Origin of the sequence: Stutzerimonas sp. Brlt_14, assembly GCF_051948915.1 — a bacterium.
In the GTDB taxonomy this organism is placed as follows: Bacteria; Pseudomonadota; Gammaproteobacteria; order Pseudomonadales; family Pseudomonadaceae; genus Stutzerimonas; species Stutzerimonas stutzeri.
In genome coordinates, this window is the sequence record NZ_JAYJLM010000004.1 from 195925 (window position 1) to 210833 (window position 14909).

A 14909-nucleotide genomic window follows, 5' to 3' on the forward strand; every position below is an offset into this window, starting at 1 on the left:
GGGATGCGCATTCGCACCCTGGTTGTTGGCCTGGTGCTGTCGCTGATGGCGACGGACCTGTTTGCTGCCAGCGATGTGCAGAGCGTGCGTCTGTGGCGTGCGCCGGACAACACCCGCCTGGTGTTCGACCTGTCAGGGCCGGTCGAACACAAGATCTTCACCCTCACCGCACCCGACCGGCTGGTCATCGACGTCACTGGCGCGACTTTGAAGGCCGAGCTCGACAAGCTCGCTCTGCAGAACACGCCGGTCGCCTCCCTGCGCGCCGGTCAGCACGATGCCAACACGCTGCGCGTGGTGGTCGACCTGCATGCGCCCGTTTCGCCGAAGAGCTTCAGCCTGGCGCCCAACCAGCAGTATGGACACCGTCTGGTGGTCGATCTGTTCGACCAGGCCACTGCGGCCCGTGCCGCCACCCAGCCGCCAGCGACCGCCACACCGTCCACCCCGGCTGCTCCGGTCTCGCCGACCCTGCCGGCGGTGAAGCTGCCGGCCACCTCGGGTGGCAAGCGTGACATCGTGATCGCCATCGACGCCGGCCACGGCGGCGAAGACCCGGGCGCCATCGGCCCCGGCAAGGTCTACGAGAAACACGTGGTGTTGCAGATTTCCAAGGAGCTGCAACGCCAGATCAACGCCGAGAAAGGCTTCCGCGCCGAACTGGTGCGCACCGGCGACTACTTCATTCCGCTGCGCAAACGGACCGAGATCGCCCGCAAGAAGGGCGCCGACCTGTTCGTCTCGATCCACGCCGATGCCGCGCCGCGCTCGGCAGCGTACGGCGCCTCGGTGTTCGCCCTGTCGGACCGCGGCGCCACCTCGGAAACCGCCCGCTGGCTGGCCGACAGCGAAAACCGCTCCGACCTCATCGGTGGTGCCGGCAACGTCAGCCTCGGCGACAAGGATCAGATGCTCGCCGGCGTACTGCTGGATTTGTCGATGACCGCCTCGCTGTCGTCCAGTTTGAACGTCGGGCAGAAGGTGCTCAGCAACATGGGGCGCATCACGCCGCTGCACAAGCGGCGCGTCGAGCAGGCCGGCTTCATGGTGCTGAAATCGCCGGACATCCCCTCGATCCTGGTCGAGACCGGCTTCATCTCCAATCCGTCGGAAGCCAAGAAACTCCAGACGTCCAGCCATCAACAGGCGCTGGCGCGCTCCATTCACAGTGGCGTGCGGCAGTTCTTCCACGAGAATCCGCCGCCGGGGACCTACGTTGCCTGGCTGCGTGATTCCGGCAAGATCGCCGCCGGCCCGCGCGAGCATGTCGTGCGCTCGGGCGAAAGCCTGGCGCTGCTTGCCCAGCGTTATCAGGTCAGCCTGGCCTCGCTGCGCAGTGCCAACAACCTGAGCAACGATGTGATCAAGATCGGCCAGACGCTGAACATTCCCGCTACCACCCTGGCGTCCCAGCCATGACGCAAGCGCCACGCATCCAGCTGCTCAGCCCGCGGCTGGCGAACCAGATCGCCGCTGGCGAGGTGGTCGAGCGCCCGGCCTCGGTGATCAAGGAGCTGCTGGAGAACAGCCTGGACTCCGGCGCCAGTCGTATCGAGGTGGACGTCGAGCAGGGCGGGGTCAAGCTGTTGCGGGTTCGCGACGACGGCTGCGGTATACCGCCGGACGACCTTCCGCTGGCCCTGGCCCGCCATGCCACCAGCAAGATTCGCGATCTGGAAGATCTCGAGCGAGTCATGAGCCTGGGCTTTCGCGGCGAAGCGCTGGCCTCGATCAGCTCCGTCTCGCGTCTGACGCTGACCTCGCGTACTGCCGATGCCAGCGAGGCCTGGCAGGTGGAAACCGAGGGGCGCGAAATGGAAGCGCGAGTGCAGCCGGCGGCTCACCCGGTGGGCACTTCGGTGGAAGTGCGTGATCTGTTTTTCAACACGCCGGCACGGCGCAAGTTCCTGCGCACCGAGAAGACCGAATTCGACCACCTGCAGGAGGTCATCAAGCGCCTGGCGCTGGCGCGCTTCGATGTGGCCTTCCATCTGCGCCACAACGGCAAGGGCGTGCTGGCGTTGCATCAGGCCAACGACGACAGCGCCCGTGCGCGGCGCGTCGCTGCGGTATGCGGGCCGGCCTTCCTGGAGCAGGCGCTGCCCATCGAGATCGAACGCAACGGGCTGCGGCTCTGGGGTTGGGTCGGACTGCCGACCTTCTCGCGCAGTCAGGCGGACCTGCAGTACTTCTACGTCAACGGGCGCATGGTGCGCGACAAGCTGGTCGCCCATGCGGTGCGCCAGGCCTATCGCGACGTGCTGTTCAACGGCCGGCATCCGACCTTCGTGCTGTTCCTCGACGTCGATCCGGCGGTGGTGGACGTCAATGTGCATCCCACCAAGCACGAGGTGCGTTTCCGCGACAGCCATATGGTCCATGACTTCCTCTACGGCACGCTGCACCGCGCGCTGGGCGATGTGCGTCCCGAGGACCAGCTGGCCGCGCCGGCGAGCGTAGCGCCGATGACCCAGGTGTCCGGACTGGCTGCCGGCGAGTTCGCCGGGCAGAACGAGATGAGCCTGTCCGCCAGCGTGCTCGAGCGGCCGCAAGGCGAGACACCCGCCTGGCGGGGTGCGGGGGCGGGCTATCAGGCGCCGCGCCCGGCGTCGGCCGGCTATACCGCCGAGGCTCAGGGCGCGTACCGCGAGTTTTTCACTCCGCTGCCCGAAAGCGCCGCGGCGCCGCTGCCGGCCAGCCAGGATGACGTGCCGCCACTGGGTTACGCGCTGGCGCAGCTCAAGGGGGTCTATATCCTCGCCGAGAATGCCCAGGGCATGGTCCTGGTGGACATGCATGCCGCCCACGAACGCATCACCTACGAGCGGCTGAAGACTGCCATGGCCAGCGAAGGGCTGCGCGGCCAGCCGCTGCTGGTGCCCGAGTCCATTGCACTCAGCCAGCGCGAGGCCGATTGCGCGGAAGAGCACGCGCAGTGGTTCCAGATGCTCGGCTTCGAGTTGCAGCGCCTCGGTCCGGAAACCCTGGCGATCCGTCAGATTCCTTCGCTGCTCAAGCAGGCCGAGGCCACCCAGCTTGTGCGTGACGTGCTTGCCGATCTGCTGGAGTACGGCACCAGCGACCGCATCCAGGCACACCTCAACGAGTTGCTGGCGACCATGGCCTGCCACGGCGCGGTACGTGCCAACCGCCGCCTGACGCTTCCGGAGATGAATGCCTTGCTGCGCGACATGGAGCACACCGAGCGCAGCGGGCAATGCAACCATGGCCGCCCGACCTGGACGCAGCTGGGCATGGACGATCTGGACAAGCTGTTCCTGCGCGGCCGCTGACCCGGCTCCGGGCGGCAGGCCGTGCTTGCGACCTGCCGCCTGCCACTGGAAACTATGCGGCCACGCCTGCCGAGCCCGCCGATGTCTTCTCTGCCTCCCGCCATCTTTCTTATGGGCCCCACCGCCTCGGGCAAGACTGACCTGGCGCTGGAGCTGGCGCGCGTGCTGCCCTGCGAACTGATCAGCGTCGACTCGGCGCTGGTCTACCGTGGCATGGACATCGGCACGGCGAAGCCCTCTGCCGAGGTACTGGCGCAGTTCCCGCACCGCCTGGTGGACATCCTCGATCCGGCTGAGAGCTACTCGGCTGCCGAGTTCAGCAGCGATGCGCTGGCGGCCATGGCGGAGATCACCGCCGTCGGCCGCATTCCGTTACTGGTCGGCGGAACCATGTTGTATTTCAAGGCGTTGCAGGAAGGGTTGGCGGACATGCCGGCGGCTGATGCTTCGGTGCGCGCGGAACTCGAAGCCCTGGCAGCAAGCGAGGGGCTGCAGGTGCTGCACGACCGGCTGGCGCAGGTGGACCCGGAGTCGGCGGCACGCATTCATCCCAACGATCCGCAGCGGCTGGTGCGCGCGCTGGAGGTCTATCGTGTCAGCGGCTTGACCATGAGCGAGCATCGCGCCCGACAAAGGTCGCAAAAAGCCGGCCCAGACGCGCCAGGCTCCGGCGTCTTGCCTTATACTGTCGCGCAACTGTGTATCGCTCCCGCGCAACGCCACATCCTGCACGAGCGCATCGAGAGACGTTTCCGGCACATGGTTGAACAGGGCTTCGTCGAAGAGGTCGAAGCCTTGCGGTCTCGTGGCGACCTGCACCTCGGCATGCCATCCATTCGCGCGGTTGGCTATCGTCAGGTGTGGGAATACCTGGACGGCTCATCGACTCGCGAGGAAATGGTGGAGCGCGGCATCATCGCCACCCGGCAACTGGCCAAGCGTCAGTTCACCTGGTTGCGAAGCTGGGGGGAGGTTCACTGGCTGGACAGTTTGTCCTGCGACAATCTGCCGCGCGCATTGAAATACCTGCAATCGCTCTCCATATTGAGCTGACACTGCTAATTGACCGTCTATTCTCAACAAGTGGATCGTCGGTTGTACGTTTAGAACACTAATGAAAACAGATCCTCTAAGGAGTGCGGCACATGTCAAAAGGGCATTCGCTACAAGACCCTTACCTCAACACACTGCGTAAGGCACGCGTCCCGGTTTCCATCTATCTGGTCAACGGCATCAAACTGCAGGGCCAGATCGAATCCTTCGACCAATTCGTCATCCTTCTGAAAAACACCGTAAGCCAGATGGTGTACAAGCACGCCATTTCCACTGTGGTTCCCGGCCGCCCCGTGCGTCTGCCGACCGCTGGCGATGCCGAGCAATCCGAGTCGGGTAACGACTGAGGTAGGTTTCTTTGTTCTTCGAACGTCCCGGTGGCGGTGAGCGGGCTATCCTGGTGCACCTGGACGGCCAGGATCCCGCGGCGCGCGAGGACCCTCAGGAGTTCCAGGAGCTGGCGCGTTCGGCGGGGGCGGAAACGGTTGGCTTCGTCAATGTTTCCCGCCACCAGCCCTCCGCCAAGTTCCTGATCGGCAGCGGCAAGGTCGAGGAGCTGCATGACCTCGTCAAGGAAGGCGAGGCCGAGCTGGTGATCTTCAATCACACGCTGACCCCCAGCCAGGAGCGCAACCTCGAGCGCGCGCTCGAATGCCGTGTGCTTGATCGCACCGGCCTGATTCTGGACATCTTCGCCCAGCGGGCGCGTACCCACGAGGGCAAGCTGCAGGTCGAACTGGCGCAGCTCGAACACATGAGCACGCGGCTGGTCCGCGGCTGGACCCACCTCGAACGGCAGAAGGGCGGTATCGGCCTGCGGGGGCCGGGTGAAACCCAGCTGGAGACCGACCGTCGCCTGCTGCGCGTGCGCATCCGGCAGATCAAGCAGCGTCTGGAAAAGGTCCGTGGCCAGCGCGAGCAGGCCCGTCGTGGCCGGCGTCGTGCGGACATTCCTTCCGTGTCGCTGGTGGGCTACACCAACGCCGGCAAATCCACGCTATTCAATGCTCTGACCGAATCCGAGGTCTATGCCGCCAATCAGCTGTTCGCCACGCTCGATCCCACGCTGCGCCGCCTCGAGCTCGAGGATGTCGGGCCGGTGATCCTGGCCGACACGGTGGGCTTCATCCGTCATCTGCCGCACAAGCTGGTGGAATCGTTCCGGGCGACGCTGGAAGAGTCCAGCAACGCCGACCTCCTGCTGCACGTGATCGATGCTCACGAGCCTGAACGTGATCAGCAGATCGAGCAGGTGCTCGCGGTGCTTGGCGAGATCGGCGCCAACGAGCTGCCGATGCTCGAGGTGTACAACAAGCTCGACCTTCTCGAGGGTATCGAGCCGCAGATACAGCGCGATGCCGATGGCAAGCCGCAGCGCGTCTGGGTGTCCGCCCGTGACGGTCTGGGGCTCGACCTGCTGCGTCAGGCCGTCGCCGAGCTGCTCGGTGATGATCTCTTCGTCGGCACGTTGTGCCTGCCGCAGAGGCTGGGCCGCTTGCGTGCGCAGTTCTTCGAGCTGGGTGCGGTGCAGCGCGAGACGCACGACGAGGAGGGTGGCAGCCTGCTGGAAGTTCGCTTGCCGCGGGTCGAACTGAATCGCTTGATCAGCCGCGAAGGGTTGCGGGTGGGCGAGTTCATCGAGCAACACACTTTGCAATAAAGCCTCGATCGGCAATTTTGCCGGTCGTTCGGGGCTTTCTGTAGCATTGGCGGGCGCGCCGTGGGCGCGTCTTTAGCTTTATTTGAATGGAGAGCGCTATGGCTTGGAATGAGCCGGGTGGCAACTCGAACAACCAGGATCCCTGGGGCAGTGGTGGCGGCGGCCGTCGTGGCGGCGGTGGCGACCAGAAGGGGCCACCGGATCTCGATGAGGCTTTCCGCAAGCTGCAGGACAGCCTGAACGGCATGTTTGGCGGCAAGAAACGTGGTGGCGGCAACTTTGGTGGCTCCGGCAAGCGCGGCGGTTTCGGCCTTGTCTGGGTGGCGCTGGTGGTGCTGCTGGCCGTGTGGCTGTTCAACGCCATCTACATCGTCGACGAGCAGGAGCAGGCCGTGGTGCTGCGCTTCGGCAAGTATCACGAGACGGTGGGGCCGGGCCTGAACATCTACTTCCCGCCGATCGACCGCAAGTTCCAGGAGAACGTGACGCGCGAGCGCTCGTACAGCAAGCAGGGGCAGATGCTCACCGAGGATGAGAACATCATCGAGGTGCCGCTGACCGTTCAGTACAAGATCAGCAATCTGCAGTCCTTCGTGCTGAGTGTCGATCAGCCTGAAATCAGCCTGCAGCACGCCACCGACAGTGCCGTGCGCCACGTCGTGGGCTCCACTGCCATGGATCAGGTGCTCACCGAGGGTCGTGAGGTCATGGCCGGCGAGGTCAAGGAACGCCTGCAGCGCTTCCTCGACAACTACGGCACCGGCATCGTCGTCACCCAGGTCAACATCCAGAGTGCTTCGGCGCCGCGTGAAGTGCAGGAAGCGTTCGATGACGTGATCCGGGCGCGGGAGGACGAGCAGCGCGAGAAGAACCAGGCCGAGTCCTACGCCAACGGCGTGATCCCCGAGGCTCGTGGTCAGGCCCAGCGCATGCTGGAAGAGGCCAGCGGTTACCGCGATGCGGTGATTTCACGGGCGACGGGTGAGGCCGACCGCTTCAGCAAGCTGGTCGCCGAGTACCGCAAGGCACCGGAAGTTACGCGCGAGCGTCTGTATCTGGAAACCATGCAGGAAGTCATGAGCAATACCAGCAAGGTCATGGTGAGTGGCGATGGTGGGCAGAATCTGCTCTATCTGCCGCTGGACAAGATGATCAACAGCCGTGGCGCAAGCACGCCGGCACCTGCCGGAGTGGCGTCGGGTGCGGCGGCAACCCAGGGCACTCGTCTGCCGCCGGAGCTGGATCCGCGTGAAGTTCGTACGAGGGAGAGTCGCTGATGAGCAATAAATCCCTTACCGCCCTGATCGTGGGTGTGGTGCTGGCCATCGTTCTGTGGAACAGCTTCTACATCGTTTCCCAGACCGAGCGTGCCGTGCTGCTGCGCTTCGGCCGGATCGTCGAGCCTGACGTGAAGCCGGGTCTGCACATGAAGATTCCGTACGTGAACTCGGTGCGCAAGTTCGATGCGCGACTGCTGACGCTGGATACCACCACGTCACGCTTCCTGACGCTGGAGAAGAAGGCGCTGATGGTCGACTCCTATGCCAAGTGGCGTGTGGACGATGCCGAGCGTTTCTATACCGCGACGTCGGGGATGAAGCAGATTGCCGATGAGCGTCTGGCGCGTCGTCTCGAGGCGGCGCTGCGTGACCAGTTCGGTAAGCGCACCCTGCACGAGTCGGTCTCCGGTCAGCGTGACGAGCTGATGGCGCAGGTCACCACCAGTCTCAATCGCGCCGCTCAGCAGGAGCTCGGTATCGAGGTGGTGGATGTGCGCGTCAAGGGTATCGATCTGCCCCGCGAGGTCAACCGCAGCGTGTTCGAGCGGATGAGTTCCGAGCGTGAACGCGAGGCTCGCGAGCATCGCGCAAAGGGTAAGGAGCTGGCCGAAGGTATTCGTGCCGACGCCGATCGTCAGCGCCGGGTGCTGCTGGCCGAGGCCTTCCGCGAGGCGGAAGAGCTGCGTGGTGATGGTGATGCCAGGGCTGCTGCGATCTATGCCGCCGCGTACGGGCAGGATCAGGAGTTCTACGCGTTCCATCGTAGCCTGCAGGCCTACCGTGAGAGCTTCTCCAGCAAGGAAGATGTGCTGGTGCTCGATCCGAAGAGCGACTTCTTCCGCTATCTGCAGAGCAACAAGTAGCGTTTCACGGCCATTTGCCCGGGGTTCTCCGGCGGCACGCGCGTGTCGCCGGGTGACCCATGGGGAAAAGGTTGCTATGATCCGCCAGCCGGGAAAATCCCGGCTTTTTTGCGTCTGTGCCCTTGAGGTCGCAGGCTATCCCAGGCATGCGGTGGTCATGCCGACCCCTCAGGGGCATGGCTCGGATGCCATGGTTCGAACACAACTGCACGCGACCGGAGGCCAGCTGAGGCTGCAGCCGCGGTTTTCGTCTGGGCTTACCGGAACGAGAGGTGATTTCGCGAATGGCAACGGTAGACCGCTGGCTCTTGCCAGATGGCATCGAAGAGGTGCTGCCGCCAGAGGCGGCGCGTATCGAAACGGCGCGTCGGCGCGTGCTGGATCTGTTCCAGCGCTGGGGCTACGAGCTGGTCATCACCCCGCACGTGGAATTCCTCGAGTCATTGCTCACCGGTTCCGGGCAGGACCTGGACCTGCGCACCTTCAAGGTCATCGATCCGCTCTCCGGTCGTCAGATGGGGCTGCGTGCCGATATCACCCCGCAGGTGGCCCGCGTCGATGCGCATACCCTGCGTCGTGAAGGGCCGAGCCGGCTGTGCTATGCCGGCAGCGTGCTGCATGCCAAGCCGCAGGCGCTTTCCACCTCGCGCAGCCCCATTCAGCTCGGTGCAGAACTGTACGGTGATGCGTCTGCGTCCAGCGATCTCGAGGTCATCAGCCTGATGCTGGAGATGCTCGAACTGGCCGATGTGCCCGACGTGCACATGGATCTCGGTCATGTGGGCATCTATCGCGGCCTGGCAAAGGCGGCCGCACTGAGTGGCGAGGCCGAGCAGCGCCTGTTCGACGCGCTGCAGCGCAAGGCCATGGGCGAGATTGAGCAGTTGACCGCGGCGCTTGATCCGGCCCTCGCCTCGATGCTGCGCGCGCTGGCGCGTCTGTGTGGTGGGCGCGAGACGCTCGACGACGCTCGGCATGCGCTGGCCACTGCGCCCGCTGACGTACAGGCGGCGCTGGAAACCCTGGCGACGGTGGCCGACCAGCTCGCGCTGCGCTATCCGCAGGTGCCGCTGTACTTCGATTTGGGCGAATTGCGTGGCTATCACTACCATACTGGAATGGTGTTCGCCGCGTTCGTGCCGGGCGTGGGGCAGTCGATCGCCCAGGGCGGGCGGTACGACGACATCGGTGCCGATTTCGGGCGTGCGCGCCCGGCGACAGGCTTCTCCACCGATCTGAAAACGCTGGTCGGTCTGGGTAACGCCGATCTGACCACGCCGGTTGCCGGAATCTGGGCGCCATACGGCGACGAGTCCGGCCTCTGGGGGGCGATTCGCGATCTGCGCCGCCAGGGTGAGCGCGTAGTGCAGGCGCTGGACGGCCAGTCGCAAGCCGATGCCGCGCAGTTGGGCTGTGATCGGCAGCTGCAGTTGAGTAATGGTATCTGGACGGTGGCTTCGCTGGCGTCCTGATGGCTATGGCGCCGCATGCTCGCGGCGCCGGCCAGGTTTCGATTATCGCCGGTTGCGGCCGGCATGCTTCGCCGAAGAGGACAAAGGGTTATGGGTAAGAATGTCGTGGTCCTGGGCACCCAGTGGGGTGATGAGGGCAAGGGCAAGATCGTCGATCTGCTGACCGATCAGGCGGCTGCGGTCGTGCGTTACCAGGGCGGCCACAATGCCGGTCATACCCTGGTCATCGACGGTGAGAAGACCGTGCTGCACCTGATCCCGTCCGGCATCCTGCGTGACAACGTGCAGTGCCTGATCGGCAATGGCGTAGTGGTCGCGCCCGATGCGCTGCTGCGGGAAATCACCAAGCTGGAAGAGAAGGGTGTGCCGGTGCGCGAGCGCCTGCGCATCAGCCCGTCCTGCACCCTGATCCTGCCCTACCATGTGGCGCTGGACCAGGCCCGTGAGGCGTCGCGCTCGGAAGGCAAGATCGGCACCACCGGTCGCGGCATCGGTCCGGCCTACGAGGACAAGGTGGCGCGTCGCGGCTTGCGCATCGGTGACCTGTTCAATCCGGAGCGCTTCACGGTCAAGCTGCGCGAACTGCTGGACTACCACAACTTCGTGCTGCAGAACTTCTACAAGGTCGAGCCGGTTGATTTCCAGAAGACTCTCGACGAGGCCCTCGGCTACGCGGAAATCCTCAAGCCGCTGATCACCGATGTCACCGCCCGTCTGCACGAGCTGCGCAAGCAGGGTGCCTGCATCATGTTCGAAGGTGCGCAGGGCTCGCTGCTGGACATCGACCACGGCACCTATCCGTACGTGACCAGCTCCAGCACAACGGCTGGTGGCACGGCGACCGGTTCCGGCTTCGGTCCGCTGTACCTGGACTACATCCTCGGCATCACCAAGGCCTACACCACTCGTGTGGGCTCCGGTCCGTTCCCCACCGAGCTGTTCGATGACGTCGGCGCGCGCCTGGCCGAGCGTGGTCATGAGTTCGGCTCGACCACCGGGCGTGCGCGTCGTTGCGGCTGGTTCGATGCCGTCATCCTGCGCCGTGCTATCGAGATCAACAGCATCTCCGGGATCTGCCTGACCAAGCTCGACGTGCTCGACGGGCTGGAGACCATCCGCATCTGCGTCGGCTACAAGGATCGCAATGGCGAAGTGTTGGTCGATGCGCCGACCGATGCCGACAGCTACGACGGTCTGCAGCCGGTGTACGAGGACATGCCGGGTTGGAGCGAGTCGACCGTTGGCGCCAAGAGTCTTGACGAGCTGCCGGCCAATGCTCGCGCTTACATCAAGCGACTGGAAGAGCTGATCGAGGCGCCAGTGGATATCATCTCCACCGGTCCGGACCGCAACGAGACCATCGTGTTGCGTCATCCGTACGCCTGATAGCGCGCATGGTAGAAAGACCGCCTTCGGGCGGTCTTTTGCTCTCTGGAGCTGGCGACAGCGCGAGTCTGGGTCGACGGGGATTTTTATCGGGCTGAAACGAAAAAACCGAGCCAGGGGCTCGGTTTTTTCTTGAAGAGTGGTGCCCAGGAGAAGACTCGAACTTCCACGGTGTTGCCACCGCTAGGACCTGAACCTAGTGCGTCTACCAATTCCGCCACCTGGGCACATTGCGATGATTGCTCACCGACTTTTTTGCCATTTTGCCGATTCACATCGGCCGAAGTCGGCAATCTTCGTTACTGCCTGAGACACGCATCGAAGATGCGGGTTTCATTTGAAGAGTGGTGCCCAGGAGAAGACTCGAACTTCCACGGTGTTGCCACCGCTAGGACCTGAACCTAGTGCGTCTACCAATTCCGCCACCTGGGCACGAGAAACGATGATACTTGGCCGTTTCCGTGTTACAACGTCTGCCAGACATTGTGGGCGCGAACTATACGGCCGAGGTTTGGCCTTGTAAACCCCTGATGGCGAAAAATAATTCGCATGAAAGCTGCCGTCCGGCAGCGATTCGCGCTTCAATAGAAAAAGGGCGTTCTGCCTCTATAAATGAATGAAAGGTGACATCTCTTAATGGCCGATTGGCAATCCCTCGATCCCGAGGCCGCTCGTGAAGCGGAAAAGTACGAAAACCCTATTCCCAGCCGTGAGCTGATTCTTCAGCATCTCGGCGAACGTGGCTCGCCAGCTGCCCGTGAAGAGCTGGTGGAAGAGTTCGGGCTGGAGTCCGACGAAGATATCGAAGCGCTGCGTCGCCGCCTGCGTGCGATGGAGCGAGACGGCCAGTTGATCTACACCCGGCGCGGCACCTATGCCCCGGTGGACAAGCTGGACCTGGTCTGCGGGCGCGTCAGCGGCCATCGTGACGGTTTTGGCTTCCTCATCCCCGACGATGGCAGCGACGACCTGTTCCTCAGCCCGGCGCAGATGCGCCTGGTGTTCGATGGTGACCGCTGCCTGGCGCGTGTCGCGGGCCTCGATCGGCGTGGGCGCCGCGAAGGCGCCATCGTCGAGGTGATCAGCCGCGCTCACGAGAGCATCGTGGGCCGTTATCACATCGAGAGCGATGTCGGTTTCGTCGTTCCGGACAACCCCAAGATTCAGCAGGAAGTGCTGGTCACGCCCGGGCGGGCGCTGGATGCCAAGCCGGGTCAGTTCGTCGAGGTGAAGATCACTCACTGGCCGACGCAGCGCTTCCAGCCGCAGGGCGATATCGTCGAGGTGATCGGCAACTACATGGCGCCGGGCATGGAGATCGACGTCGCGCTGCGCAGCTTCGATATTCCGCACGTATGGCCCGAGGCGGTGCTCAAGGAGGCTGCGCGGCTCAAGCCCGAGGTGGAGGAAAAGGACAAGCACAAGCGCGTCGACCTGCGCCATCTGCCGTTCGTCACCATCGACGGCGAGGATGCTCGCGACTTCGACGATGCGGTCTTCTGCGAGAAGCCGGGCGGCTGGAAGCTGCTGACCGGCGGGTTCCGTCTGTATGTGGCCATTGCCGATGTGTCGCACTATGTGAAGGTGGACTCGGCGCTCGACAAGGAAGCTGTGGTTCGCGGCAACTCGGTGTACTTCCCCGAGCGCGTGGTGCCGATGCTGCCCGAGGAGCTGTCCAACGGTCTCTGCTCGCTGAATCCCCATGTCGATCGTCTGGCCATGGTCTGCGAGATCACCCTGAGCAAGTCGGGGAAGATGACCGACTACCAGTTCTACGAAGCGGTGATCCACTCCCATGCACGGCTGACCTACAACAAGGTCAGCGCGATGCTGGAGCAGCCCAAGTCTGCCGAAGGCAAGCGGCTGAGCGCCGAGTACGCCGAAGTGCTACCGCACCTCAAGCAGCTCTATTCGCTTTATAAGGTGCTGCTCAAGGCGCGCCATACCCGCGGTGCGATCGATTTCGAGACTCAGGAAACCCGCATCGTCTTCGGTACCGATCGCAAGATCGCCGCGATCAAGCCCACCGAGCGCAACGATGCGCACAAGCTGATCGAGGAGTGCATGCTCTGCGCCAACGTCGCCACCGCGGCGTTCCTGCAGAAGCATGAGATCCCGGCACTGTATCGCGTGCACGACGCACCGCCGCTGGAGCGTCAGGAGAAGCTGCGCGCCTTCCTCGGTGAGCTGGGGCTTTCCCTGCACAAGGGCAAGGAGGGGCCGACGCCCAAGGATTACCAGGCGCTGCTGGAGAAGATCCAGGGGCGTCCGGATTTTCACGTGATCCAGACGGTGATGCTGCGCTCGCTGAGCCAGGCGGTCTACAGTGCCGAGAACCATGGTCACTTCGGTCTGAACTACGAAGCCTATGCGCACTTCACTTCGCCGATCCGGCGCTATCCGGATCTGCTGGTGCATCGCGCCATTCGCAGCGTCATCCGGTCCCGGCGAGACACGCCGCACGTGCGGCGTGAAGGCGCCCCGAGCATGCCCAAGGCGCGCATCTACCCGTATGACGAGGCGGCGCTGGAGCAACTGGGCGAACAGTGTTCGATGACCGAGCGGCGCGCCGACGAGGCCACTCGCGACGTGGTCAACTGGCTCAAGTGCGAGTTCATGAAGGATCGCGTCGGCGAGACCTTCCCCGGTGTGATCACCGCGGTCACCGGCTTCGGCCTGTTCGTCGAGCTGACCGACATCTATGTCGAGGGCCTGGTGCATGTCACGGCGATGCCGGGCGACTACTACCACTTCGACCCGCTGCATCACCGTCTCTCCGGTGAGCGTAGCGGTCGCAGTTTCCGCCTTGGCGACAGCGTCGAGGTGCGTGTCATGCGCGTCGATCTGGATGAACGCAAGATCGACTTCGAGCTGATCGCCGGTGGCAGCAAGACAGCTGGCCAGCGTGACAGCGGCGAGCGCGGCCGTGAGCCGGGTAACGCCGATATCCGCAAGAGCCGTGAGCTGAAGCAGGCATTGATGGCCGAAGCCAAGTCGGGCGGCCGCAAGGGCAAGGCCGACAAGGCAGGCGGCAGCAAGTCCAGGTCCGGCGCATCCAAGCCGAAGTCCGCTGGCAAGCCGGCCGAGAAGTCGCCAGCCTCCAGCGGTGGTCCCAGAAAGCGCAAGGCCAAGTCATGAGTCAGCTGGAAAAGATCTATGGCCTGCACGCCGTGGAAGCGTTGCTGCGCCATCATCCCAAGCGCGTCAAGCAGGTATGGCTGGCCGAAGGCCGGGGCGACCCGCGTGTGCAGGTGCTGATCGAACTGGCCGCGCAGGCGCGGGTCAGTGTCGGCCAGTGCGAGCGCCGCGAGATGGATGCCTGGGTCGAGGGCGTGCATCAGGGCGTGGTGGCCGAGGTCAGCCCGAGTCAGGTGTGGGGTGAGGCGATGCTCGACGAGCTGCTCGATCGCGCCGAAGGCCCGCCATTGCTGCTGGTGCTCGACGGGGTGACCGATCCGCACAACCTCGGCGCCTGTCTGCGTACGGCCGACGCGGCCGGCGCGCTGGCGGTGATTGTGCCGAAGGACAAGTCCGCCACCCTCAATGCCACGGTGCGCAAGGTGGCCTGTGGTGCCGCCGAGGTGATTCCGTTGGTGGCGGTCACCAACCTGGCGCGCACCCTGGAAAAGTTGCAGCAGAAAGGGTTGTGGGTCGTCGGAACCGCTGGCGAGGCTGAGCAGTCGCTCTATGCGCAGGACCTCACCGGCCCCATCGTGCTCGTCATGGGCGCCGAAGGGCGCGGGATGCGCCGGCTGACCCGCGAGCACTGCGACTATCTGGTGCGCCTGCCCATGGCGGGAAGCGTCAGCAGCCTCAACGTATCGGTTGCCACCGGTGTCTGTCTGTTCGAAGCGCTACGTCAGCGTGGGCGGGGTGCGGCGACCGATTGATCCCGGACCGAT

Annotated in this window: 11 protein-coding genes and 2 tRNA genes; 11 read left to right on the forward strand and 2 right to left on the reverse strand. The window is 64.2% G+C overall.

Annotated elements, in window-relative coordinates:
- The first annotated feature begins 3 nt into the window (after positions 1-3).
- The 9 genes from VF716_RS11315 (at position 4) to VF716_RS11355 (ending at position 11007) form a co-directional block, all read left to right on the forward strand.
- A complete protein-coding gene (locus VF716_RS11315; protein WP_019405350.1) occupies positions 4-1419 on the forward strand; it encodes an N-acetylmuramoyl-L-alanine amidase in 1416 nt (471 codons plus the stop codon).
- Positions 1416-3293, forward strand: a complete 1878-nt coding sequence (gene mutL / locus VF716_RS11320; RefSeq protein ID WP_440552704.1) for a DNA mismatch repair endonuclease MutL — start codon at positions 1416-1418, stop codon at positions 3291-3293. Before VF716_RS11315 ends, mutL begins: the two co-directional genes overlap by 4 nt.
- 81 nt (positions 3294-3374) lie before the next feature.
- A complete protein-coding gene (gene miaA / locus VF716_RS11325; RefSeq protein WP_053527872.1) occupies positions 3375-4346 on the forward strand; it encodes a tRNA (adenosine(37)-N6)-dimethylallyltransferase MiaA in 972 nt (323 codons plus the stop codon).
- Between the two features lie 92 nt (positions 4347-4438).
- A complete protein-coding gene (gene hfq, locus VF716_RS11330) occupies positions 4439-4693 on the forward strand; it encodes an RNA chaperone Hfq (RefSeq protein WP_279640556.1) in 255 nt (84 codons plus the stop codon).
- An 11-nt stretch (positions 4694-4704) separates the two neighbouring features.
- Positions 4705-6006, forward strand: coding sequence for a ribosome rescue GTPase HflX (gene hflX / locus VF716_RS11335; protein WP_020305919.1), 1302 nt, complete (start codon positions 4705-4707; stop codon positions 6004-6006).
- 98 nt (positions 6007-6104) lie between these two features.
- On the forward strand, positions 6105-7283 hold the full coding sequence (hflK, locus tag VF716_RS11340) for an FtsH protease activity modulator HflK (protein ID WP_013984089.1): 1179 nt from the start codon (positions 6105-6107) through the stop codon (positions 7281-7283).
- Entirely contained in the window at positions 7283-8149 is an 867-nt protein-coding gene (gene hflC, locus VF716_RS11345; protein ID WP_011914681.1) for a protease modulator HflC, read from the forward strand. The genes hflK and hflC overlap by 1 nt, the downstream gene beginning before the upstream one ends.
- A gap of 284 nt (positions 8150-8433) precedes the next feature.
- The gene (locus VF716_RS11350; RefSeq protein WP_440552705.1) at positions 8434-9621 is read left to right on the forward strand and encodes an ATP phosphoribosyltransferase regulatory subunit; all 1188 of its coding nucleotides are present in this window, start codon (positions 8434-8436) and stop codon (positions 9619-9621) included.
- Positions 9622-9711: 90 nt separating this feature from the next.
- Complete coding sequence (locus VF716_RS11355) at positions 9712-11007, forward strand: adenylosuccinate synthase (protein ID WP_014597763.1); 1296 nt, start codon at positions 9712-9714, stop codon at positions 11005-11007.
- A gap of 140 nt (positions 11008-11147) precedes the next feature.
- On the opposite strand, the gene VF716_RS11360 is transcribed toward VF716_RS11355, so the two are convergent.
- Positions 11148-11234, reverse strand: a tRNA-Leu gene (locus tag VF716_RS11360).
- A gap of 118 nt (positions 11235-11352) precedes the next feature.
- Positions 11353-11439 (reverse strand) — tRNA-Leu (locus VF716_RS11365).
- Between the two features lie 204 nt (positions 11440-11643).
- Here VF716_RS11365 and rnr point away from each other — a divergent pair.
- Together rnr and rlmB are read left to right on the forward strand one after the other, a co-directional pair.
- Positions 11644-14145, forward strand: coding sequence for a ribonuclease R (rnr, locus tag VF716_RS11370; protein ID WP_440552706.1), 2502 nt, complete (start codon positions 11644-11646; stop codon positions 14143-14145).
- Positions 14142-14897 (forward strand): 23S rRNA (guanosine(2251)-2'-O)-methyltransferase RlmB, encoded by a 756-nt coding sequence (gene rlmB, locus VF716_RS11375; protein WP_013984085.1) that lies wholly within the window; start codon positions 14142-14144, stop codon positions 14895-14897. The genes rnr and rlmB overlap by 4 nt, the downstream gene beginning before the upstream one ends.
- Positions 14898-14909: the final 12 nt, after the last annotated feature.

What these genes read in the sequence shown, in the direction of transcription:
- VF716_RS11315 (WP_019405350.1), top strand. Translation starts at nt 4, where the DNA reads ATGCGCATTCGCACCCTGGTTGTTGGCCTGGTGCTGTCGCTGATGGCG.
- VF716_RS11355 (WP_014597763.1), top strand. Translation starts at nt 9,712, where the DNA reads ATGGGTAAGAATGTCGTGGTCCTGGGCACCCAGTGGGGTGATGAGGGC.
- miaA (WP_053527872.1), top strand. Translation starts at nt 3,375, where the DNA reads ATGTCTTCTCTGCCTCCCGCCATCTTTCTTATGGGCCCCACCGCCTCG.
- rlmB (WP_013984085.1), top strand. Translation starts at nt 14,142, where the DNA reads ATGAGTCAGCTGGAAAAGATCTATGGCCTGCACGCCGTGGAAGCGTTG.
- VF716_RS11350 (WP_440552705.1), top strand. Translation starts at nt 8,434, where the DNA reads ATGGCAACGGTAGACCGCTGGCTCTTGCCAGATGGCATCGAAGAGGTG.
- hflK (WP_013984089.1), top strand. Translation starts at nt 6,105, where the DNA reads ATGGCTTGGAATGAGCCGGGTGGCAACTCGAACAACCAGGATCCCTGG.
- mutL (WP_440552704.1), top strand. Translation starts at nt 1,416, where the DNA reads ATGACGCAAGCGCCACGCATCCAGCTGCTCAGCCCGCGGCTGGCGAAC.
- hfq (WP_279640556.1), top strand. Translation starts at nt 4,439, where the DNA reads ATGTCAAAAGGGCATTCGCTACAAGACCCTTACCTCAACACACTGCGT.
- rnr (WP_440552706.1), top strand. Translation starts at nt 11,644, where the DNA reads ATGGCCGATTGGCAATCCCTCGATCCCGAGGCCGCTCGTGAAGCGGAA.
- hflC (WP_011914681.1), top strand. Translation starts at nt 7,283, where the DNA reads ATGAGCAATAAATCCCTTACCGCCCTGATCGTGGGTGTGGTGCTGGCC.